The organism is Bacillus sp. DE0042, from assembly GCF_007680225.1.
GTDB classification, from domain to species: domain Bacteria; phylum Bacillota; class Bacilli; order Bacillales; family Bacillaceae_G; genus Bacillus_A; species Bacillus_A wiedmannii.
Window position 1 is genome coordinate 157,918 of record NZ_VEJP01000010.1, and the last position, 23,248, is coordinate 181,165.

Here is a 23,248-nt window from a genome sequence, read left to right on the forward strand (position 1 = left end):
ATCACTTTTTATTTTTCATATTTCGACATAAAAAGGTAGAGGTTCTGACCAGAAAACTGGAGGGGCATGATTCTATAACAGAAAGCTTAACGTTTATAGAATTATGCCTTTTTATATAGGGAGGGCAGAAAGTAGGGATTTCGATTTAAATGCACTAATTTATCTGAATTTTAAGTTTTATAAAAGGAGAGAAATAGAATGAGAAGAAAAGCGCCATTTAAAGTGTTATCATCTTTAGCAATTGCGGCAATTATCGGATGCACATCTGTAATGAGTACTCCGCTAGCATACGCAGAAACGCCAGCAAAAGAGAAAGACAATGTATCTACAACACCAATTGATTACAATTTAATTCAAGAAGATCGTTTAGCGGAAGCGTTGAAAGAAAGAGGAACAATTAATCCAGCATCTTCTAAAGAAGAGACGAAAAAGGCTGTAGAAAAGTACATTGAAAAGAAACAAGGCGATCAGGCAAATAAAGAAATTCTTCCAGCGGATACTGCTAAAGAGGCATCTGATTATGTGAAAAAAGTAAAAGAAAAGAAAATGGAAGAAAAGGAGAAAGTAAAGAAACCTGAAAAAAATGTGAGTCCTGAGCAAAAACCAGAACCAAATAAAAAACAATTGAATGGACAAGTCCCAACGTCTAAAGCAAAGCAAGCGCCATATAATGGACCGGTTCGAAATGATAAAGTATTAGTATTACTCGTTGAATTTAGTGATTATAAACATAATAATATTGATCAAACGCCAGGGTATATGTATTCGAAAGACTTTAGTAGAGAGCATTATCAAAAAATGTTATTTGGTAATGAACCATACACGTTATTTGATGGTTCGAAAGTAAAAACATTTAAACAATATTATGAAGAGCAGTCTGGTGGAAGTTATACGACAGATGGATATGTAACGGAGTGGCTAACTGTTCCAGGAAAAGCGGCTGATTATGGTGCTGATGGTAGCAGTGGTCACGATAATAAAGGACCAAAAGGCGCACGTGATTTAGTGAAAGAAGCTTTACATGCAGCCGCTGAGAAAGGGTTAGATTTATCTCAATTTGACCAATTCGATAGATATGATACAAATGGTGATGGGAATCCAAATGAACCTGACGGTGTAATTGATCATTTAATGGTAATCCACGCTGGCGTTGGTCAAGAAGCTGGTGGCGGTAAATTAGGGGATGATGCAATTTGGTCACATCGTTCAAAATTAGCAATAGATCCAGTAGCGGTTGAAGGTACAAAATCAAAGGTAGATTACTTTGGTGGAAAAGTAGCGGCGCATGATTATACAATTGAACCAGAAGATGGAGCAGTAGGTGTATTTGCGCATGAATTTGGACATGATCTTGGCTTACCAGATGAATATGACACGAAATATACTGGAACTGGTTCACCGGTCGAAGCGTGGTCATTAATGAGTGGAGGTAGTTGGACAGGGAAAATTGCAGGAACAGAGCCAACTAGTTTCTCACCACAAAATAAAGACTTCTTACAAAAGAATATGGGTGGCAACTGGGCAAAAATTTTAGAAGTAGATTACGATAAAATTAAGCGTGGAGTAGGAGTTCCTACATATATTGATCAAAGTGTTACGAAATCCAATCGTCCAGGCGTTGTACGTGTTAACTTACCAGGTAAAAGTGTTGAAACGATTAAACCGGAGTTTGGAAAGCATGCATATTATAGTACAAGAGGAGATGATATGCATACAACACTAGAGACACCATTCTTTGATTTAACAAAAGGAACAAATGCAAAATTCGATTATAAAGCAAATTATGAGTTAGAAGCAGAGTGCGATTTTGTCGAAGTGCATGCAGTAACAGAAGATGGAACGAAAACGTTAATTGATAGACTTGGAGAAAAAGTAGTCCAAGAAGATAAAGATACAACAGATGGAAAATGGATGGATAAATCATATGATTTAAGTCAATTTAAAGGGAAAAAAGTGAGACTGCAATTCGATTATATTACAGATCCGGCTGTAACATATAAAGGTTTCGCGATGGATAATGTAAATGTAACTGTTGATGGACAAGTTGTATTTTCTGATGATACAGAAGGACAGGCTAAAATGAATTTAAATGGTTTTGTTGTTTCTGATGGTACAGAAAAGAAAGCTCATTATTACTACTTAGAGTGGAGAAACTATGCGGGATCAGATAATGGATTAAAGGCAGGAAAAGGTCCAGTGTATAATACAGGTCTTGTCGTTTGGTATGCAGATGATAGCTTCAAAGATAACTGGGTTGGGGTGCATCCAGGTGAAGGATTCCTTGGTGTTGTGGATTCGCATCCAGAGGCATTTGTTGGGAATTTAAATGGAAGACCAACTTACGGTAATACAGGTATGCAAATTGCAGATGCTGCATTTTCATTTGATCAAACACCAGCATGGAGTGCAAATTCATTAACACGTGGACAGTTTAACTATTCTGGATTACAAGGTGTTACAACATTTGATGATTCAAAAGTATATAGTAACAAACAAATTGCAGATGCAGGAAGAAAAGTTCCAAACCTTGGACTTAAATTCCAAGTTGTTGGACAGGCAGAGGATAAATCGGCAGGCGCTGTTTGGATTAAACGTTAATAACATAAAAGCACATTCTTCATATGAAGAGTGTGCTTTTCAATTTGTACAGTAAGTTATTATTTTAGCTTATGTAATACAAGTGTCTGTTCATATGTAGTGTATCAAATTATGTGGGGAAAGGAAATATTTCCGAGGAAATTGTCGAAGTATCGTTGGTATTTATACACTTTTTTTGTAAAAGAAGAAATGTAGTGTTGCCTTTACAGTTTAACTTATTTACATTGTTACTTGGCTATACACAAAAGTAATATATACGGCAATAAAAGAGACAATGATGGAATTAACCCATCATTGTCTTTTTTACTTTGCTGTTTGCTTTACTTTTTATTTTGCTTCTTACATAAATCATTCCAGCGAATGTTAATAAGAATGCAGTTCCGATAACGAAGCTGATGCTAGGGGATGCCCCGATTGCACCAACTGTAAAGGATCCAGCAACAACTCCTAATGAGAAGAAAGCATAAAACAATCCGAATGCTTTTCCGCGCTTATCATCTGTCGTATTTTCAACAAGTAATGCATTTATCGATGGGAAAAGGATAGCGAATCCAATGCCATAAATCATCATAACGATAAAGAGCATACCTTTTGTTGCGAATAATCCAAGTAAAGATAACGCGAATGCCATTACTGCAATCCCAATTAGCATGAGTTTTGAACGATTAAATCGATCGTAAATACGGTTTGTTGGTAGCAAGAAGAAGAGGATAGCGGTAATTCCGAATATACTTAACATCATGCCTGTTGTAGATGCTTTAAGCGCTAATGCCTCAACTTTCACTGGTAGCATATAAGTGACAATTCCTTGTGAGAACATTAGTGTGAAAGCACCAATATATGCTTGCAATAACGGTTCTGATTTCAATAGTTCAATCATATCTTCTTTGTTCATCATTTGTGTTCTTGAGGTATCTTTTCTTGATACGTTATTTGGTAAGAAGAATAGAGATACGATTGTACCAAGGACCATTAAAATAGAAATGGTGATGAACACCCACTCTATACCAGCAGTTGCTTTCATAATTCCACTGAAAGCCGGTCCTACAATTGCCGCTGTTCCAACAGCAGCACCAGATAGAGCCATTGCCTTACCTTGTCTTGCTGAATTTGTTTGTTTTGATAAAAACGTAAAGGCAGCAGGAATTAAAAATCCGTCACTAAAGCCGTGCATAAAGCGCACAACTAATAGTTGTTCACCACTTTGAACAACGGTGTATAACAAGACTATGAAACTCGTAAGTCCCATGCTTATATAAAGTATTTTTTTTGCACCAAATTTATCGACAGCAGCGCCAGCAATAATATTACCGATCATATTAGCGAATGAGTACATACCGACAACTAGCCCAATAATAAGAGGAGATCCTCCAAGACTTTGAGCGAACGTACTCATAATAGGTAATTGTGAAAATGTATCTAGAAACGCTACGATAACAATAAAGTAAATAAAATATTTCAAGCGATATTCACCTCTCCTCTGCTATTATGGCATAATGCTAATTTCAACCGCAATGAAATTAGCATTAACAGATGTGGAAAAAAGTACAAAGTGACAAAATATTGAACGTTATTTGTTAAAATTTAGTGGAAATGAGATTGTTTTTTTGAAATATATGGATAGAAGTATTATAATAGATTGGTAAACTTCACCAGGTTAAGTATATACGTAGAGAGGGATGTATAAAATGAAAGCATTACTTTGGCATAATCAACGCGATGTACGAGTAGAAGAAGTACCAGAACCAACTGTAAGACCAGGAGCAGTTAAGATTAAAGTGAAATGGTGTGGTATCTGCGGAACAGACTTGCATGAATATTTAGCAGGACCTATTTTTATTCCAACAGAAGAGCACCCATTAACACACGTAAAAGCACCGGTTATTTTAGGTCATGAGTTTAGTGGTGAGGTAGTTGAAATCGGTGAAGGCGTTACTTCTCATAAAGTGGGAGATCGCGTCGTTGTAGAACCAATTTATTCTTGTGGTAAATGTGAAGCTTGTAAACATGGACATTACAATGTTTGTGAACAACTTGTTTTCCACGGTCTTGGCGGAGAAGGCGGCGGTTTCTCTGAATATACAGTAGTACCAGAAGATATGGTCCACCATATTCCTGATGAAATGACGTATGAACAAGGTGCACTTGTAGAACCAGCGGCGGTAGCAGTTCATGCAGTACGTCAAAGTAAATTAAAAGAAGGGGAAGCTGTAGCAGTATTTGGTTGTGGTCCAATTGGACTTCTTGTCATTCAAGCAGCTAAAGCAGCAGGAGCAACTCCTGTTATTGCAGTAGAACTTTCTAAAGAACGTCAAGAGTTAGCAAAATTAGCAGGTGCGGATTATGTATTAAATCCAGCTACTCAAGATGTACTAGCAGAAATTCGTAACTTAACAAGTGGTTTAGGTGTAAATGTGAGCTTTGAAGTAACAGGTGTCGAAGTAGTACTTCGTCAAGCGATTGAAAGTACAAGCTTTGAAGGACAAACTGTAATTGTTAGTGTGTGGGAAAAAGATGCGACAATTACGCCAAACAACCTTGTACTAAAAGAAAAAGAAGTTATCGGTATTCTTGGATACCGTCATATTTTCCCAGCTGTTATTAAATTAATTAGCTCTGGCCAAATTCAAGCAGAGAAATTAATTACGAAAAAAATCACAGTAGATCAAGTTGTTGAAGAAGGATTTGAAGCACTTGTAAAAGATAAAACACAAGTGAAAATTCTTGTTTCACCTAAATAATAGAGAATAGTAAAAAGTAGCCCTTTTCTAGAAATAGAAGAGGGCTACTTTTTTTCTATACAGAAAGGTGATAGACTTTCCTTTAACTACAGGTATTTTGTTTGGAAGGGGTAGTCTAATGCTTTCATTTATGTTGACATTGAAACGGATGCTAAAAGCTTGTTTACGAGCGTGGAAAGATAAAGAATTTCAAGTATTATTCGTATTAACATTTTTAACATTAACATCTGGTACAATTTTTTATAGTACAGTTGAAGGATTACGTCCTCTTGACGCTTTATATTTTAGTGTGGTCACGTTGACGACTGTTGGTGATGGGGATTTTAGTCCGCAAACTGATTTCGGAAAGATATTTACAATCTTATACATATTTATTGGGATTGGATTAGTGTTTGGATTTATTCATAAGTTGGCAGTTAATGTACAACTGCCAAGTATATTATCGAATAGAAAAAAAGAGTAAAGCATGTGGATGCTTTACTCTTTTTTTACATTAGTTTAGACAATCATTTGCAGTAGATTAACAATACTTTATTACAATATAAGTGCATTCATTCATTATATTCACTATGTATAAAGTTATAATGATATGAACATTTACATATTTTAATTTATTGATAGAAATTTCATGAAAGGTGGGATATTCTAGTCATAGGTTAACCGGACGATATCATAGGATCCTAACAAAAAGTTTACAATAATTCAATTATAAAATGGAGGATTTCAGATGAAAAAGAAAGTACTTGCTTTAGCAGCAGCTATTACATTAGTAGCGCCGTTACAAAGTGTTGCATTTGCTCATGAAAACGATGGAGGAAGTAAAATAAAAATAGTTCATCGCTGGTCTGCTGAAGATAAACATAAAGAAGGCGTAAACTCTCATTTATGGATTGTAAACCGTGCCATTGATATTATGTCTCGCAATACAACACTTGTAAAACAAGATCGAGTTGCACAATTAAATGAATGGCGTACGGAATTAGAAAATGGTATTTATGCTGCTGACTATGAAAATCCTTATTATGATAATAGCACATTTGCTTCACATTTCTATGATCCAGACAATGGAAAAACATATATTCCATTTGCAAAGCAGGCAAAAGAAACTGGCGCTAAATATTTTAAATTAGCTGGTGAATCATATAAAAATAAAGATATGAAACAAGCATTCTTCTATTTAGGACTATCTCTTCATTATTTAGGAGATGTAAACCAACCGATGCATGCGGCAAACTTTACAAATCTTTCGTACCCACAAGGATTCCATTCTAAATATGAAAACTTTGTAGATACGATAAAAGATAATTATAAAGTAACGGATGGAAATGGATATTGGAACTGGAAAGGTACAAATCCAGAAGATTGGATTCACGGAGCGGCAGTAGCAGCGAAACAAGATTACGCTGGCATTGTAAATGATAATACGAAAGATTGGTTCGTAAAAGCAGCTGTATCACAAGAATATGCAGATAAATGGCGCGCTGAAGTTACACCAATGACAGGTAAGCGATTAATGGATGCACAACGTGTTACTGCCGGATACATTCAGCTTTGGTTTGATACGTACGGAGATCGTTAAGTATTAAAAAAAGGTCAAATCTCACAATAGAGTATTTGGCCTTTTTATAACTAATACATGGAGGTATGAAGCGTGAAAGGAAAATTGCTAAAAGGTGTACTTAGCTTTGGGATTGGTTTAGGAGTTTTATACGGAGGATCTTCAGCTCAAGCAGAAACATCTACAAATCAAAATAATACTTTGAAAGTGATGACGCATAACGTGTATATGCTATCAACAAATTTATATCCGAACTGGGGACAAAGTGATCGTGCTGATTTAATTGGGGCGGCAGATTATATAAAGAATCAAGACGTTGTTATATTAAATGAAGTGTTTGATAATAGCGCATCAGATCGTTTGTTAGGGAATTTGAAGAAAGAATATCCAAATCAAACAGCGGTATTAGGTCGTAGTAACGGAAATGAATGGGATAAAACGTTAGGTAGCTATTCATCTTCAACTCCTGAAGATGGGGGCGTTGCAATCGTGAGTAAATGGCCGATCGTTGAAAAGATTCAATATGTATTTGCAAAAGGATGCGGGCCAGATAATTTATCGAATAAAGGATTTGTATACACGAAAATTAAGAAAAATGATCGTTTCGTTCATGTAATTGGGACGCATTTGCAGGCTGAAGATAGTATGTGCGGAAAAACTTCACCTGCATCTGTACGTACAAACCAGCTAAAAGAAATTCAAGATTTTATAAAAAATAAGAATATACCAAATGACGAGTACGTCCTATTTGGTGGTGATATGAACGTGAATAAAATAAATGCAGAGAACAATAGTGACTCAGAGTACGCATCTATGTTTAAAACATTGCACGCTTCTATTCCATCTTATACAGGACATACAGCAACTTGGGATGCGACGACAAACAGTATTGCGAAATACAATTATCCAGATGCATCTGCTGAACATTTAGATTATATTATTGCAAGTAAAGATCATGCGAATCCATCATTTATAGAGAATAAAGTATTACAACCGAAATCTCCAAAGTGGTCTGTTACATCATGGCTCAAAAAATATACGTATGATGATTATTCTGATCATTATCCAGTAGAGGCAACTATTTCTATGAAATAGTCCTAAAAAAGTTTCTTCTTAAATAGGAAGAAACTTTTTTATTTTGTAGAGGAAATTTAAACTTTCTTTCCAATATGTATAAGACATATAGAGAAGAGGAGAGAAAAATGTGGATCGAGGAATTTTTAAAGAGGTTCCATTACCGTGTGCGTTTTTGGATGAAGTGGCTTTAGATAGAAATATTCAATCGATTATAGAATTAAGTGGGAATAAGAAGATTCGTATAGCGAGTAAATCGTTACGTTCTGTTCCAGTTATGCAAAAGATTTTAGCTACAAATGATCGATTTCAAGGTATTATGTGTTTTTCACCTAGAGAGGCTTTGTTTTTAATTGAACAAGGATTCAATGATTTATTGCTCGGATATCCTGCTTATGATAAAAGGGCTTTACACGAAATAAGTTTGCTAACAAAGCAAGGCCTCATTATAACTTGTATGGTGGATTGTGAAGACCATATTGTTTATCTAGAAAAAATTGCTGAGGAGTCTAAAGGGTGTTTTCGTGTTTGTTTGGATATTGATATGAGTAGTCGTTTTTTTCAATTTCATTTTGGGGTAAACAGATCACCGGTAAAAGATGTGCAAGGTGCTTTGAAAATAGTAAAAAGGGTGAAAGAATCATCATTTTTAATACTAGATGGTGTAATGGGATATGAAGCTCAAATTGCTGGGGTAGGAGATCACATACCGAATCAAAGAGTGAAAAGTAAAGTGATTTCGTATTTGAAGAAGAAATCGGTGTTAGAAGTTAAAGAAAGAAGAGGACATATCGTAAAAGAAATACAAAATCTAGGTATTGAACTAAGGTTTGTAAATGGGGGAGGCACAGGAAGTATAAAAACAACTGAGCAAGATAATTCAGTTTCAGAGATTACAATAGGTTCTGCTTTTTACGCTCCGAAACTGTTTGATTATTATAAAGAGGTCAAATTTCATCCAGCTGTCGGATTTGCCTTACCAGTTGTGCGGAAATCAGCCCCGTTTATTTACACTTGTCTAGGCGGTGGATATATTGCCTCAGGCGCAATTGGGAAAGATAAAGAACCTGAGGTTTGGAGGCCAAATGGTGCAAAATTGTTAGCTTTAGAAGGTGCTGGCGAGGTACAAACACCGATTTTTTATAACGGCGAGGAACAAGTAGAGATAGGAGATTCTATCTTGCTTCGCCATAGTAAAGCTGGAGAATTAAGTGAGCGGTTTCCTTTTTTATATCGTGTGAAAGAAGGAGAGATTGTTGGGGAGTATTCAACATATCGGGGGGATGGTCAATGCTTTCTATAAAGGGACAAAAATGGAGAAATTGGACAGGGAATGTAGAAGGAACACCGCATTATACGATGTATCCAGAAAGTATACAAGATGTAGTAGAAGTTGTGGAGCTTGCTCGAAAAAAAGGGAAGAAAATTCGTGTTGTCGGATCAGGACACTCGTTTACACCTCTTGTGAAAACGGAAGAAATTTTAGTTTCTTTAGATGAATTGAAAGGTATTTTGGATATTGATGCAGAGAAGATGGTTGCCGAAGTATGGGCAGGAACAAAGTTACATGATTTGGGGAAGTTACTTGAAGAAAAAGGTTATGCACAAGAAAATTTAGGGGATATTGATTCGCAATCGATTGCAGGAGCGATTAGTACAGGGACTCATGGAACGGGTATTGCCTTTGGAAGTTTATCAACACAAGTTATAGAGATTACCGCAGTTTTATCTACAGGTGAGAGTATAGTTTGTTCGGAAACTGAGAATGTGGAATATTGGAGAGCCTTTCAGTTGTCGCTTGGAATGTTAGGTATCATTGTAAAAATAAAATTGAAGGTTATTCCAGCCTATTCACTCGTTTATAAAAGTGAAAAACAGTCATTATCTACTGTAATGAACAAGCTAGAAGAATATAAGAAGAATCGCCATTTTGAATTTTTCGTTTTTCCTTATTCAGATGAAGTGCAAGTGAAATTTACAAACGAAACAACGGGTAAAAAAAGTGATTTGAAATGGCATAAACTAAAGGTAGAGTTGCTTGAAAATAAGATGTTTTCTTTGTTATCTAAAGGATGTAAATGGTTTCCTTCTATAAGTAAAGGAGTAAGTCGATTATCGGCTAAAGCTGTACCGAATACAAAAATAATCGGCCCGAGTTATGAAGTGTTTGCTACATCGCGTGCGGTTCCATTTTATGAAATGGAGTATAGCGTTCCTTCAAAGTATATGCGGACCGTTATAGAAGAAATTTCAAGCCTTATTGAAAAGAAAAAGTATAAAGTGCACTTCCCAATTGAATGCCGTTATGTGAAAAGGGATGACATATGGCTCAGTCCAGCGTATGGAAGAGATTCAGCGTATATAGCTGTTCATATGTATAAAGGTATGAAGTATGCTGCTTATTTTGGTGAGGTGGAGAAAATTTTTCTAAAGTATGAGGGACGCCCGCATTGGGGAAAAATGCATACGTTAACGTACGAAAAATTACAAAATATATATCCAGAATTGCATTCGTTTCTAAAGGTGAGGAAGTTATTAGATGAAGCAGAAATGTTTTCAAACCCTTACACAGAAAAATTATTTACGATTATGAAAAAAAGCTGACAAAGTATTACTTGTCAGCTTTTTTTAGTATGATTGCATTTCTTGTTTGACTAATTCGCTCGTAAAATAGTAACTTATCACGACTAAATACATGTAATAAAACATGAATAATAAATAGACCGTTAATTACGAGTTGGAATAATAATATAACTACTAATACTAAAGGCTCTTTAAGATTTAAGATAGAGCTACTAGAAAGAATATAATTGATTCCACCTAAAACGAAATAGAATATACCGTAACGGATGAATAGTTCCTTCAACGTAATACGATCTGATTTCCCTTTCACGTAAATACGAAGCAATGCTTTACCAATTGTCTTTCCATTCGTAAAGTATGGAATGATAATAAAGTAAATAAAGATCGAACACGTTATGAAAATGAGTTCGTATATGTTCGTGTAAGATTGAATATTAGAAACAAAGAAGGAATTTCCTTTGTTTTTAATGACAGGTACAACGATAGATAAGAAAATCCAATCAATTTGCATCGCGATAAAACGACGAACGAATCCGACTGGTTTTGTTTCCAAATCAATATGACTATCTAATTCGTTTGCTTTCGGAAGGAAGTACGTAAATATTGGTGCAATGATAAAGCCAATTACGCCGCCTAATGTATTTAAAAACAGATCGTCTATATCAAATAAGCGGTAGGCACAATTATATATACCGTATAGTCCAGTCACTTGTGTTAGCTCGAAAAAGAGTGAAAGACAAAAAGAAATACAAATTGTTTGTAAGAAACTACGTCGGAAATAATAACGTAAGTAAATACCAAATGGAACGGTTAATAGAACGTTAAATGCTACTTGTAAAAACGCAGATTCTTTTAATAGGTAGAAATAAGTAGCTGGTTTCGTTAAAATTGCCGAGGTATGATTACTAATTTCTTGTATGAAATAAAATGGTGATAGTTGCATATGTTGCGTATTAGCCGGTTGTAGGCTACAAGTATCATATGTTTGTGGTAACGGCAAAATCACAAGAAAATAGGCATTTAATAAGTAAAGTAATAATGAGTATAAAATAAATGAACGCCATTTATTTAAATAACCATACTTTCGGTAGTTAAATATTAAAAAAGGTATTAAGAGAAACATTGCTAAAATAGGAAATAAAATAAATGCTGTTTTTACTGGAAATAAATACGCAGTCAAAATGAAGCTCCTTTCATTGAAAATTCGTTTATCATTATAACGTTAAAAGAGCCTAAAAACAAAATTAAAATATTTCGAAATAGAAAAAATTTCAAATTTAAACGGGATTAAGTTATGATGAATTTAATATAAGGATATTTTGATTATTATAAGTTGAGAGAGGGTACAAGATATGCGATATGAGCTTTTTTCTGTAAGTGGGGATCATATTACAACTTTTGAAAGTGCATGGCGTTTTCAGGAGGGAGAACAGATTTTTGTTCATGATGATCAAACAAAACGAAATTTTATTATTATCCGCCTAACGCATGATGTATTTCAACAAAATAAACATGTTATTCGTTTGTATTGTCAAGAAAAGAAAGTATACGCATAAAAGGGGGCCCCCTCTTACTGTACAGAAAGGTAAGAGGGGTTTTATCATTATAAAGATATAAAAAAGCGAGTCATCCTAGTTTAATAGAATGACTCGTTTTTCGATTTGTAAGTTGAACTTTATAAGAAAATAAGAGTAAGTACACCTACGATAATGCAATAGAAAGAGAAATATTTTAAATTTCCTTTTGCCATAATGTTCATAAACCATTTTAAAGAAATATACGTCATGATAAATGTTGCGATAAATGCAACGACATATGGTACGAATAATGTGTCTAGATTTGGATCTTTTGCAATGTCTGTAATACTTAGTAATAAACCACCTAAGCTAACAGGGATATATAGTAAGAATGAGAAACGAAGAGCTGTTTCTTGCTTCATACCAAGTAACATCGCTGCGACGATTGTTGCACCTGATCGGCTTATTCCAGGAATTAGTGCGCAAGCTTGTGCTAATCCGACGATGATTGCATCTTTCATAGAAAGGTCGCCATCATTTTTACGCCCACGCAAGTTTCTAATAATCCAAAGGCCGACAGCAGTAATAAGGAGGGAAATCCCAACCATCTTCACACCTTTTAAGTACTGATCGATGTAATCTTTAAATAAAACACCAATAACACCTGCTGGAATGGTCGCAATAACAAGATAAATAATAAAGAAGAAATCTGATTTTGCGTCTTCTGCTCTTGTGAATATATAAGATAGACCATTCTTCGTTAGACGAATTAAATCATTTCTATAAATAAGTAATACAGCTAATAATGAAGCTGAATTAACAAGTAGTTCGAAGCTAAACCCTTCTATTTTTAGTCCTAGCAAATGCTGTGCTAAAACGAGGTGACCGCTTGAAGAAATCGGAATTGGTTCTGTTAGTCCTTGGAACAGACCAAGAATTAAATATTTTAAAATGTAATGAAATTGTTCCATAAAAACCTCCTTGTTTATTAGTCGAAAGAAACAACTTGTTCATTATAACAAAGATACGGATGAATATTGAGAAGGAATAAATATTCGAAATATAATAAAAACCCCTTATAGCGCGCTATAAGGGGTTTTTATTATTAATGAGAAGCCGCTGTTTCTTGAAGACCTTTAGTCAATTGAACATCGACTTTTTCGGCATCATGAATGTGGTTCATAATAGTAGTATTTAATTTTTGGAACATTTGTTGTGTATTAGCGAATTCTCGTAATATATCATCATTACAAGATTTTTGGTTTTCGATAGCTTTAATAACATTTGTAGCACCATTTTGTAACGTTTGAATCATAATTAAAATATTTTCAATTCTAGCGTTTGTATCGGCACTCATTTCTACACCTTCATCGACTAAATGTAAATTATCTTTTGTGTTATCGTATGCTTTTTCAATTTCTTCTTGAATTTTTTTCGTTAAGTTGCCGATGTTTTTTGTACTTTCCGCTGTACTTTCCGCTAGCTTTCTTACTTCATTAGCAACGACAGCGAATCCTTTACCGTGCTCTCCAGCGCGCGCAGCTTCAATGCTCGCATTTAAAGCAAGTAAATTCGTTTGTGCTGCAATGTTTTGAATGACTTCTACAATTTGCTCGATTTCTTTTGAACGTTCACTTAAATGATTCATACTGTTAGACGTACGCTGAGATTGTTCACCTAATTTGTTAATTACAATAAGTAAACGGTGAACAGATTCTTTTCCTTCATTAGAACAGTCAATAATTTCTTCAATAGATTGAATTAAGCTTTGTTCTTTTTGTAACATTTCGTTATTCAATTCATTGGAATGTGTAGTACGCGTTGAAACATTTTCGAAACATGAGTTTAATTGTTGAACTAAATTTTGAAGTGTATGGTGTTGATTATTTACAAGTTGATGCTCTTGAACGACGTTTTGCACACGGTCGTGAATAGAAGAAATGATTTCTTGTTTTTCAATATCTTTTTGTTTTAATTCTGCTTCTAATTCCTGTATACGATTTTCTAATTGATCAATTTTATGTTGGAGTGATTTCTTTTGAGTAAACATATATTTATTTCAACCGCCTTTAGAAGTTATATTTTCTCTATATTTGGATTTTAGCATCTTTTATAATTTTTAAATATAGGAATTGTTAAATATTTAAGAATCTATTACATTTTATGCATAATTCCCTTTTTTTCGTCATGAAAAATAAACTGTATTTAATGGTATTGTAAACAAACTGTAAAATAAATCATGTATAACTGTATAAGAAGGGAGTCGGATTATGAACTATTTTAAGCGAATCAGTAGTCTAGTATTAGCAGGCATTATCGGTCTTTCTAGTACAGTCGCTGTAAAAGCAGAGTCAAACGACGAGAAACTTAACAACATGCAACAGCAATTGCAGCAAAACGATGCAGATATGCAAAAGAAAGAGCAAGAGAAGCAAGCTGTTAGTAAAGAAATTCAAGGTATCGAAAACGAACTACATAATTTAAATAATACAATTGCAAAAAATAAAGAGGATCAAGCTGCTATTCAACGTAAAATCGATGAAACACATAAGCAGATTGAGCAAAAAAAGAATGAAATTGTCGTTTTAGAGGATAAAGTCCTTGCTCGTAAGGATATTATGAGAAAACGTATGGTTTCTGTTCAAAACAGTTCAAATACAAGTTTAGTAGTAGAAGTTGTAGTAGAGTCAAAAAACTTTGCAGATTTCTTACAACGTATGAACGCAGTTTCTACTATTCTAGAAGCAGATAAAGAAATTTTACGTCTACAAGAACAAGATCTTCGTCAAATTGAAGAAGATAAGAAAACAATTGATGAAAAAGAAGCATCTTTAGTAGTAGACAAACAAAAATTAGCAAAAGCACAAGCTGAGTTGCAAGATAACTTGAAAAAGCGTCAAGATAACTTACAAACAGTTCAAGCTAAATATAATGCGGTTGCAAGCCAACTTAATTTAGCAGCAGACGAAAAAGCTAAAATCGAATCAAATATGAAAGCAGTTCAAGAAACAATTGCTCGTGAGCAAGAAGCAGCAAGAATTGCTGCAGAAGAGCGTGCAAAAGCAGAAGCAGCTGCAAAGGCTGAGCAAGAAGCTTTAGCTAAGGCACAGGCTGCAATTGCTGAAAAACAAAAGCAAGAAAAAGCTAGTAAACCAGCTGAACCTGTAGCGAAAAATACAGTAACAGAGTCTAAACCTGATACGAAACCAGCTCAAGGTGGAAAAGAATTTTACGTAACAGCAACTGCTTATACAGCTGATCCATCTGAAAACGGCTATAAACCGGGTGAAACTGTAAAATCTAGGTTAGGACATAATTTAACTGCAAATCCAAACATGAAATTAATTGCTGTAGATCCATCTGTTATCCCACTAGGTTCTACTGTATATGTAGAAGGATATGGAACAGCAATTGCTGGAGATACTGGTAGTGCAATAAAAGGGCATATCATTGATCTATTAATGCCAAACTCAGCTCAAGCTAATGAGTGGGGTAGAAGAACAGTTAAAGTTAAAATTTTAAATTAATATGTAATCCAACTTTACAATACGTAAAGTTGGATTTTTTTATAAAAATAATGTTAAGTTAAGTTTACATTTTGTTAAGGAAAGCATACAATGAAATTGAGAGGTGGTAAAATTGACCATTTTAAATAGAGTGAAGGAGTTAAGAGCTCGCTTTAATTTTTCCCAAAGTGTATTAGCAGAAAAGGTTGGAGTGACGAGACAAACAATCGCTGCAATTGAAAAAGGTGATTATGTTCCTTCTTTGTTATTAGCGTTGACGATTTGCGATGTATTCCAGTTAAAGATGGAAGATGTGTTTGTTTTAAATAAGGAGGGGAAAGAGGATGAATAGACTCGTATTTTCTTATATGCTAAATGTACTTTTAATGGTATTAGCAGGTTGGGCGTTTATTGAGTTGTATTATTTTACTATTGAAGTCGCTAATTTTATTCAAACGGAGAGAGTACCATCTGAAATTTCACTGAGTTTAATGCCGCTAGGATTACTTTTAATATTTGGTATTGTATCGACTGTTCTTTATAAAATTCAAAAGAAAAAATATAAAGAGCTCTCGTATTGGATGTTTCCACTATTATTTCCTCAAGAGGATGAGCGAGAAAAGGCAATTACAGAAAAGGCTTGTCGTACTACATTTATGTCACTATGGTACGTGTTACCTTGTGCGGTTGGTTTTTTAACTCTTTCTCCAATTGCTAATCTATATGTTCCTGCATATCCAATATATATTGCATTTAGTATTTTCTTTATTCAAATGACGATTTTTCACGTATCCTTATATCGAAATAAAATCGCTTAAAAATAAACCTTCTTGCACGTGCGAGAAGGTTTATTTCTAGCTTACACTTGTACATATAGCAATATTATCTTATCATTTTATATAGAGTAAGATTTTGTAAGGGAAAGGAATTGTATATGAATAAGCAAAGAATTTATAGTATAGTAGCAATCCTTCTATTTGTTGTAGGTGGTGTGTTAATCGGAAAGCCATTTTATGATGGATATCAGGCTGAAAAGAAACAGACTGAAAATGTACAGGCTGTTCAAAAGATGGATTATGAAAAACATGAGACGGAATTTGTAGATGCTTCGAAAATTAATCAGCCAGACTTAGCAGAAGTAGCGAATGCATCATTAGATAAGAAACAAGTAATTGGTCGTATTTCGATCCCGAGTGTTTCATTAGAACTTCCTGTTTTAAAATCTTCTACTGAGAAAAACCTATTATCAGGTGCAGCAACAGTAAAAGAAAATCAAGTAATGGGAAAAGGGAACTATGCATTAGCAGGACATAATATGTCTAAAAAAGGTGTTTTATTTAGTGATATAGCTTCTTTGAAAAAAGGCGATAAAATTTATTTGTATGATAATGAAAACGAATATGAGTATGCGGTTACTGGTGTATCTGAAGTAACTCCTGATAAGTGGGAAGTTGTAGAGGATCATGGGAAAGATGAGATAACGCTTATTACATGTGTATCTGTGAAAGATAATTCTAAGCGTTACGTTGTTGCTGGTGATTTAGTAGGAACGAAGGCGAAGAAGTAAAAAAGAAGGTCAACTCTTTAAAGAGTTGACCTTCTTTTTTACTAATGTTGAGAAATAATAGAATATTTTAGTTGGTATTTAAGTATTTTTCTATTTATGTATAATAAAGTTAGAATTCAAGATTTTGGGAGGAACAAGAGTGAAACAACAGGTGAAGAAACTTCTTTTAACAACAAGTGTAGCGTTATTGGTAGCTCCAATTTCAGCCTATGCGCATCCAGGGCGTACAGATGCTAATGGGGGACATACGTGTCGTACAAATTGTGAAAAATGGGGATTACAGTACGGGGAATATCATTATCACAATAAGCCAGCTTCTAGTAGTGGTGCAACGAGTTCAGCTCCTAGCCCAAATAATAATGGTGCTGTAGAAGCTGAAAGACAAGTAGAAGCGCAGCGCAATACTGAAGCTGAAAAACAACGTGCCGCAGAGGCGCAGCGTAAAGCTGAAGAAGAGAGACAACGTGTAGCGGAGGAACAAAGAAAAGCAGAGGAAGAGAGACAACGTGTAGCTGAAGAACAAAGAAAAGCAGAAGAGGCACGTAAGCGAGAGGAAGCACAGCGTCAAGCTGATATGGAAAAAGGGCAGCTTGAGGGACAAAAAAGTGGAGAGACTGATTTTAAAGCAGGGAAAAATGATGCGGAATCACATTTAGCTGGAAAATCAGATACATATAAAGAAGCATTCAAAACTGCATATGCTGCATCTTGGTCTTTAGAAGAACAGAAGAAAACGTATTTTGAAAAAGGAAAAGAGCAAGGTTTAGCACAAGAGACGATGGAAGATAGTCAAATTGCTCCGGAGTTTAAACCGAACTTTGCAGAAGGTTTCCAAGTAGGGAATAAAGAAAGAACAGAAAAAATTGAAAAAGAGCAAGCTGAACTAGGGGAAAAGGCAGGTAAGGAACTAGCTGGAAAGAAACCTGGAAATAGAGAGAAAGATGTGTATGTGAAGGCGTATGAAACAGCTTATGAAAAGGGCTATAAGTCTACAAAAAAAGCAGTAGAAAAGGCTGGCTATAAGTATGCATTTGAAAACTATGATTTGAAAATTCCTGCTAAGTATGAAAAAAATGAATCGTTAAAGAAATGGTTTATTGAAGGATTTAAATCAAATAAAAAAGCAGCAGAAATTAGAGAAGAAGGATATAAAAAAGGAGACAGTTGGCTTGCATTCTTCTATAAGAATTTTGTGCCAAGTGAATATAAAGAACATAAAGAGCTGTACGAACAAGCGATAGAAAAAGGTAAGAATGCATAAAAAAAGATGAGGGGAATCCCTCATCTTTTTTTATTCCATCCATTTCACTAATCTCTTAGAAATTAATAATAAAACAAAACCTAACACAATTGCTGCAGCTCCGATTACTGTAAATACTTCAGCATACCCAAGTGAAGTTGTGAAGCTTGCTAGTTGTCCACCTAAAATGTTGGCGATTCCTGAGCTTGCTAACCATACTCCCATTAATAAAGAAGCAAGTTTTACTGGGGCAAGTGCACTAACCATTGATAGTCCAACAGGTGATAAGAATAGCTCACCTAACGTATGGAAAAGATACGTAAAGACGATAAATAGTAAGTTTGCTTTTTCTGTAATGTTATGTTCATCACTACCTGTTTTTAATGTAGCGATAACGAGAATGATATAACCGATACCAAGCAAGATCATACCAAGTCCCATTTTTGTTGGGATTTTTAAATCCCCGCGCTTGCGAGTTGCAAGTTTTGCCCATAATGCTGAAATGACTGGAGCAAGTAAAATAATAAATAATGGATTGACCGATTGGAACCAAGATGTTGGAACTTCCCATCCGAACACAGAGCGGTCTACAAATTTGTTTGTATATAATGTTAACGAACTACCAGCTTGTTCAAAGCCAGCCCAGAAAAAGACAACAAAGCATGTTAAAATGACGATAACTGCGGTACGTTGTTTTTCTTTTTTTGTTAACGGTGTATCTCCAACTGTTGGTTGTCCATCAGCTGTTTGCAAATCGCGAGTTGGTTTTTTACCGATATCACCAAGGTAGCGATTTGATAATGTTGTAAATAAAATTTGTCCAATAATCATTCCGATTGAAGCTGCTAAGAAACCGTAACGGAATCCATAATGTACAACGCCATCAATTGTTGTTTTGAATAAATTTTCTGATAAAAATCCACAAACGAGTGGAGCTAAAAATGATCCGACGTTAATACCCATATAGAAAATGGTAAATGCACTATCACGTTTTGGATCATTCTCTTCGTATAATTCTCCCACAAGTGTAGAGATATTCGGTTTAAAGAATCCATTACCGATAATAATAAGCGCTAATCCGAGGTATAGGCCTAATTGGTTTTGCAAGGCAAATAGTGTAAGGTTACCGAGTGCCATTGTTATACCACCAATTGTGATGGCTTTTCGTCTACCTAGAAAACGGTCTGTTAAGTATCCACCAATCAATGGTGTGAAATAACAAGCTCCAGTATAAAATCCGTAAATAGAGAGTGCCCATGCGGGACTAAACCCAAGACCACCGCTTACTAAAGCTGTCGTTAAATATAATGTTAATAATCCTCGTAATCCATAGTAACTAAATCTTTCCCACATTTCTGTAAAGAAGAGTAAGTATAAACCTGGAGGATGTTTCTTTTTTCTTTGTTGTTCTCTTTCTAGTTGTATCGTTGATTCCATGTTATTTTCCTCCTGACACAAACAAAAACAAAGTTAATAATTTTGTACATTTAATATTTTACCTTATTAACTATTATAAGTCAATAAAGGTTGATTTTTCAGAAGAAATTGGAAAAGAGGGATAGCTATAGAATGGGTGTTTCTTTTATGTTAGACTATGGACTATGTTTTCTTTGTTAGGAAGCGGATTATTGCACTTTTTTATATGTGAAATTGATTTCATAAAAGATGAAATTAAAGAAGGAGAAACAAATGAAATTGTTACAGAAAAAAGAAATTTTACTGATTAGCCTTATGTTATTCTCGATGTTCTTTGGAGCGGGGAATCTTATATTCCCACCTTTCCTTGGGTATGAAGCAGGAGAACATGTGTGGATTTCATTAATAGGATTTATTATATCAGCAACAGGTCTTCCTATATTGGGTGTTATCGCTATTGCGAAAGCGGGAAGCTTTCAAACGTTAGCGGGTAGGGTTCATTCTTCATTCGCCATTATTTTCCCATGTATCGTGTATTTATTTATTGGACCAGGTCTTGGTATACCACGTGCAGGAAGTTTAGCTTTTGAAATGGGACCAGGTCAGTTCTTCACAGAATCGGGAAGTGTAGTTTTATTATGTTACACGGTTATTTTCTTTAGTATTGTGTACTGGTTAAGTTTATCACCGTCTAAATTAATGGGGTTGTTCGGAAAAGTTTTAACACCGTTATTATTAGGTATGATTGCCCTTATTTTTATAAAGAGTATGTTTACATCAGTTGGCAGTGTGAAAGAGGCTGCTGGAAACTATGGACAAGCTCCTATGTTCCAAGGCTTTTTAGATGGATATTTAACGATGGATGCGCTAGCCGCTTTAATTTTTGGGATTGTTATTGCAAATGCTCTTCGTGCAAAAGGTGTTGAAGATGATAAAGGTTTAGCGAAATATATGAGTATTGCTGGAATTGGTGCAGGACTATTATTATCTATTATTTATGTCATACTTGGATATGTTGGTTCAATTAGCGGTTCGTTAGGTACATTTGATAATGGGGCGAACGTGTTAGCGCAAGTTATGACTACATTATTTGGACAAGGCGGAGTCGTTTTATTAGGTCTTATTTTTACGATCGCGTGTTTATGTGTGTCAATCGGACTTGTTACGTCTTGTAGTCAATTTTTCGCAAGTGCATTTCCGAAAGTAGCGTATAAAGTTTGGGCATTTATATTAAGTTTTGTTAGTATGATTTTAGCTAATTTAGGATTAACACAAATTTTAAAAGTATCAGTACCGATTCTTGGGTTTATTTATCCAGTTGCATTAACGCTTATTATTCTAGGGTTATTCCATAAATATATTGGAAAGTATGCATACGTATATGCAGTAACTGTTGGGATTGTAGCGGTATTTAGTGCAATCGATATTTTCAATAAAAATGTAATGATGAATCAGTGGACATCAATATTGAAATACATTCCGTTTTATACAGAAGGTGTTGGATGGATTGTTCCAGCTATTATAGGTGTTTGTATTGGCGTTATAGTTAGTATTGTTCTAAATAAGAATAAATGAGTAAAAAGGTGTTTTCCTATTTCGGAAGACACCTTTTTTGGAAAAATAGTATTGAAAATGAATAGACTAAGAGTATGATAAAGGTAATTGGTAATATATAGGTTTTGAATAGATGATGAGGGGGGAGCGTATGAAGGAGGATTTAAATAAGAAAATAGAAGCGCTAGAAACGGCAATTGAAACGATTCAAGAAGCGCTTTTTGAATTGAAAGCAAAACAAAGAGAAATAGAAGTAGAAAATGCTCAGCAACATGTTAGTAAAGAAAAGAAAGAATATATTGAAACGGTAATGGAGGAAAAGCAAAAAGAAGAAGTAGTTACAATAAAGGAGCCCGTGCAAGAACGTGAGGTAAAACAAGTAGATATATCTGCATTTAAACCAGAACCATTTAATATTATTAAGTTTTGCCAAACTTGGTTACCACGCATATTTGTTGGCATTATGTTACTTGGAGTAATCTGGTTATTTAAAGCAGGGGTAGATGCTGGATTATTAACACCTGCAATACGAATTGTGTTTGGTATTGTCCTATCAATCGGTTTTTATTATATAGGTGATATTCAAATTAAACGAGAGCGGCAAGCGTTGGGTTTAGTATTAGCAGGAGGAAGTATTACGGGTATAGTTTTAACGACATTTGCGGCGCATTATTTATATGGATTTATTCCAGCAAGTGTTGCGTTTGTATGTAATATTGCATGGGTCATTTTAGGTATTTATGTAGCGAAGAGGTATCAATCGGAATATCTTACTATATTCGTAGCCGTAGGAGCGTTCTTCGTGCCATTCTTATTAAATAGTACGACTCCTAATCCTTATATTTTCTTTGGATATGAGACAATACTAACACTTAGCTTATTATGGTATGCTTTGAAAAATCGTTATCAGTATTTATATATGATTTCTTATGCTGTTGCTGCTATTGTCCTTTTTGTTTTCTTTGCTATTATGTCAATGTTAGTAGAGGATTTGCAAATACAGTTAACGGTTGTTTATGGTTTGATTCACTTACTATTATTTTGGCATATGTTTACGGAGAGAAGTTTTATATTAGAGCCACGTTTGGCGATATTTAGTGCGAATGCAGTTTTCTTTATATTAGCCATTTCAAAAATACCTGAATTTACAACATGGGGATTAATGATTAGTGCACTCGTGCACGCTATTATGTTCGTGTTTGAATATAGGAAGAATCGACATTCTAAATTTACAAATCTTTTATTTGGTTTCGCAATGGGTGCATTTAGTTTAGCGATTTTATATGAGTATAGTTTAGTGAATGCAGCGATTGTATTATTATTACAAGGTTTCCTCGGTATGGTGACTGCTATTAAAGTAAAACAACAGATGAAATTGTATGTTAGTGCGACGATTTACGCGATTGGAATGATACAGACTATTTTTAGTCCGTTTGATCATTTCATTTCAGCTGGGTTTGTTGCCCATATTATTTTAATAGGTACATTTTATTACTGCATGAAACAAGCGAAAGATGTGTTAAGGAGCTTTGGAAAATATGTTTATTCTATAACGCTCTATTGGTTTATGGTTATCGTATTTATTGCAATTACTAGAGTCGGTGAAGTGCTGTCTACAGATGGAAGTATAATAAGCGTATCTGTATCGTTATTATGGATGGTATATGCATTATTTGCCGTTTGGCTTGGACGGAATAAAAATATGAATGAAATATTGTATGCCGGCTTAGTCGTGTTAGTCGTAACGATAGGGAAGCTATTCCTTCTGGACTTACCAGAAGTATCGATGATGATCAGGGCTGTGTTATTCTTAATTGTAGGAAGTATAGGTATCGTTATTTCAAGAATGTTTTTCTCGAAAGAAGAGAAGTGAGAAGAAGGCAATCCGCATGCG

Annotated in this window: 19 protein-coding genes and 1 pseudogene; 15 read left to right on the top strand and 5 right to left on the bottom strand. The window is 34.7% G+C overall.

The window, feature by feature from the left end:
* Positions 1 to 198 precede the first annotated feature (198 nt).
* A complete protein-coding gene (gene inhA2 / locus FS802_RS27480; RefSeq protein ID WP_098654586.1) occupies positions 199 to 2,598 on the top strand; it encodes a M6 family metalloprotease immune inhibitor InhA2 in 2,400 nt (799 codons plus the stop codon).
* A gap of 283 nt (positions 2,599 to 2,881) precedes the next feature.
* On the opposite strand, the gene FS802_RS27485 is transcribed toward inhA2, so the two are convergent.
* The gene (locus tag FS802_RS27485; RefSeq protein ID WP_098654587.1) at positions 2,882 to 4,060 is read right to left on the bottom strand and encodes an MFS transporter; all 1,179 of its coding nucleotides are present in this window, start codon (positions 4,058 to 4,060) and stop codon (positions 2,882 to 2,884) included.
* A 226-nt stretch (positions 4,061 to 4,286) separates the two neighbouring features.
* On the opposite strand from FS802_RS27485, the gene bdhA reads away from it, so the two are divergent.
* The 6 genes from bdhA to FS802_RS27515 all read left to right on the top strand — a co-directional run bounded on the left by bdhA (position 4,287) and on the right by FS802_RS27515 (position 10,575).
* Positions 4,287 to 5,339 (top strand): (R,R)-butanediol dehydrogenase, encoded by a 1,053-nt coding sequence (gene bdhA / locus FS802_RS27490; protein ID WP_000645835.1) that lies wholly within the window; start codon positions 4,287 to 4,289, stop codon positions 5,337 to 5,339.
* A 118-nt stretch (positions 5,340 to 5,457) separates the two neighbouring features.
* Positions 5,458 to 5,802, top strand: a complete 345-nt coding sequence (locus FS802_RS27495; RefSeq protein ID WP_000948235.1) for a potassium channel family protein — start codon at positions 5,458 to 5,460, stop codon at positions 5,800 to 5,802.
* Positions 5,803 to 6,066: 264 nt separating this feature from the next.
* Positions 6,067 to 6,918 carry a phospholipase CerA gene (cerA, locus tag FS802_RS27500; protein ID WP_000731006.1) on the top strand — a complete coding sequence of 284 codons (852 nt, stop codon included), beginning with the start codon at positions 6,067 to 6,069 and terminating at the stop codon, positions 6,916 to 6,918.
* Positions 6,919 to 6,990: 72 nt separating this feature from the next.
* On the top strand, positions 6,991 to 7,992 hold the full coding sequence (gene sph, locus FS802_RS27505) for a sphingomyelinase C (protein WP_098654588.1): 1,002 nt from the start codon (positions 6,991 to 6,993) through the stop codon (positions 7,990 to 7,992).
* Positions 7,993 to 8,101: 109 nt separating this feature from the next.
* Positions 8,102 to 9,274 carry an amino acid deaminase/aldolase gene (locus tag FS802_RS27510; RefSeq protein ID WP_098654589.1) on the top strand — a complete coding sequence of 391 codons (1,173 nt, stop codon included), beginning with the start codon at positions 8,102 to 8,104 and terminating at the stop codon, positions 9,272 to 9,274.
* On the top strand, positions 9,262 to 10,575 hold the full coding sequence (locus tag FS802_RS27515; RefSeq protein ID WP_098654590.1) for a D-arabinono-1,4-lactone oxidase: 1,314 nt from the start codon (positions 9,262 to 9,264) through the stop codon (positions 10,573 to 10,575). The genes FS802_RS27510 and FS802_RS27515 overlap by 13 nt, the downstream gene beginning before the upstream one ends.
* Positions 10,576 to 10,582: 7 nt before the next feature.
* Here FS802_RS27515 and FS802_RS27520 read toward each other — a convergent pair whose 3' ends face one another.
* Positions 10,583 to 11,734 carry a VanZ family protein gene (locus tag FS802_RS27520; RefSeq protein WP_000128049.1) on the bottom strand — a complete coding sequence of 384 codons (1,152 nt, stop codon included), beginning with the start codon at positions 11,732 to 11,734 and terminating at the stop codon, positions 10,583 to 10,585.
* A 172-nt stretch (positions 11,735 to 11,906) separates the two neighbouring features.
* Here FS802_RS27520 and FS802_RS27525 point away from each other — a divergent pair, with 172 nt between their 5' ends.
* On the top strand, positions 11,907 to 12,110 hold the full coding sequence (locus FS802_RS27525) for a hypothetical protein (protein ID WP_001268332.1): 204 nt from the start codon (positions 11,907 to 11,909) through the stop codon (positions 12,108 to 12,110).
* Positions 12,111 to 12,229: 119 nt separating this feature from the next.
* Here FS802_RS27525 and FS802_RS27530 read toward each other — a convergent pair whose 3' ends face one another.
* Both FS802_RS27530 and FS802_RS32135 read right to left on the bottom strand, forming a co-directional pair.
* Complete coding sequence (locus FS802_RS27530; RefSeq protein ID WP_000434544.1) at positions 12,230 to 13,042, bottom strand: undecaprenyl-diphosphate phosphatase; 813 nt, start codon at positions 13,040 to 13,042, stop codon at positions 12,230 to 12,232.
* 134 nt (positions 13,043 to 13,176) lie between these two features.
* Positions 13,177 to 13,680 (bottom strand): annotated as a pseudogene (locus FS802_RS32135) (methyl-accepting chemotaxis protein); the annotation flags it as partial.
* A gap of 661 nt (positions 13,681 to 14,341) precedes the next feature.
* Here FS802_RS32135 and FS802_RS27540 point away from each other — a divergent pair.
* The 5 genes from FS802_RS27540 to FS802_RS27560 all read left to right on the top strand — a co-directional run bounded on the left by FS802_RS27540 (position 14,342) and on the right by FS802_RS27560 (position 18,405).
* A complete protein-coding gene (locus tag FS802_RS27540; RefSeq protein ID WP_144525634.1) occupies positions 14,342 to 15,598 on the top strand; it encodes a 3D domain-containing protein in 1,257 nt (418 codons plus the stop codon).
* Positions 15,599 to 15,710: 112 nt separating this feature from the next.
* On the top strand, positions 15,711 to 15,929 hold the full coding sequence (locus tag FS802_RS27545; protein ID WP_000154014.1) for a helix-turn-helix transcriptional regulator: 219 nt from the start codon (positions 15,711 to 15,713) through the stop codon (positions 15,927 to 15,929).
* Positions 15,922 to 16,395 carry a hypothetical protein gene (locus FS802_RS27550; protein WP_061675087.1) on the top strand — a complete coding sequence of 158 codons (474 nt, stop codon included), beginning with the start codon at positions 15,922 to 15,924 and terminating at the stop codon, positions 16,393 to 16,395. The genes FS802_RS27545 and FS802_RS27550 overlap by 8 nt, the downstream gene beginning before the upstream one ends.
* Positions 16,396 to 16,511: 116 nt before the next feature.
* Complete coding sequence (locus FS802_RS27555; protein WP_001041721.1) at positions 16,512 to 17,144, top strand: class A sortase; 633 nt, start codon at positions 16,512 to 16,514, stop codon at positions 17,142 to 17,144.
* A gap of 139 nt (positions 17,145 to 17,283) precedes the next feature.
* Positions 17,284 to 18,405: a YHYH domain-containing protein gene (locus FS802_RS27560; protein ID WP_000813418.1), complete on the top strand. Its 1,122-nt coding sequence runs from the start codon at positions 17,284 to 17,286 to the stop codon at positions 18,403 to 18,405.
* Positions 18,406 to 18,435: 30 nt separating this feature from the next.
* Here FS802_RS27560 and FS802_RS27565 read toward each other — a convergent pair whose 3' ends face one another.
* Positions 18,436 to 19,821 carry a peptide MFS transporter gene (locus tag FS802_RS27565; RefSeq protein ID WP_000446267.1) on the bottom strand — a complete coding sequence of 462 codons (1,386 nt, stop codon included), beginning with the start codon at positions 19,819 to 19,821 and terminating at the stop codon, positions 18,436 to 18,438.
* Between the two features lie 252 nt (positions 19,822 to 20,073).
* On the opposite strand from FS802_RS27565, the gene brnQ1 reads away from it, so the two are divergent.
* Positions 20,074 to 21,375 (top strand): branched-chain amino acid transport system II carrier protein BrnQ1, encoded by a 1,302-nt coding sequence (gene brnQ1 / locus FS802_RS27570; RefSeq protein WP_098098648.1) that lies wholly within the window; start codon positions 20,074 to 20,076, stop codon positions 21,373 to 21,375.
* Between the two features lie 130 nt (positions 21,376 to 21,505).
* A complete protein-coding gene (locus FS802_RS27575) occupies positions 21,506 to 23,227 on the top strand; it encodes a DUF2339 domain-containing protein (protein ID WP_144525636.1) in 1,722 nt (573 codons plus the stop codon).
* Positions 23,228 to 23,248 lie beyond the last annotated feature (21 nt).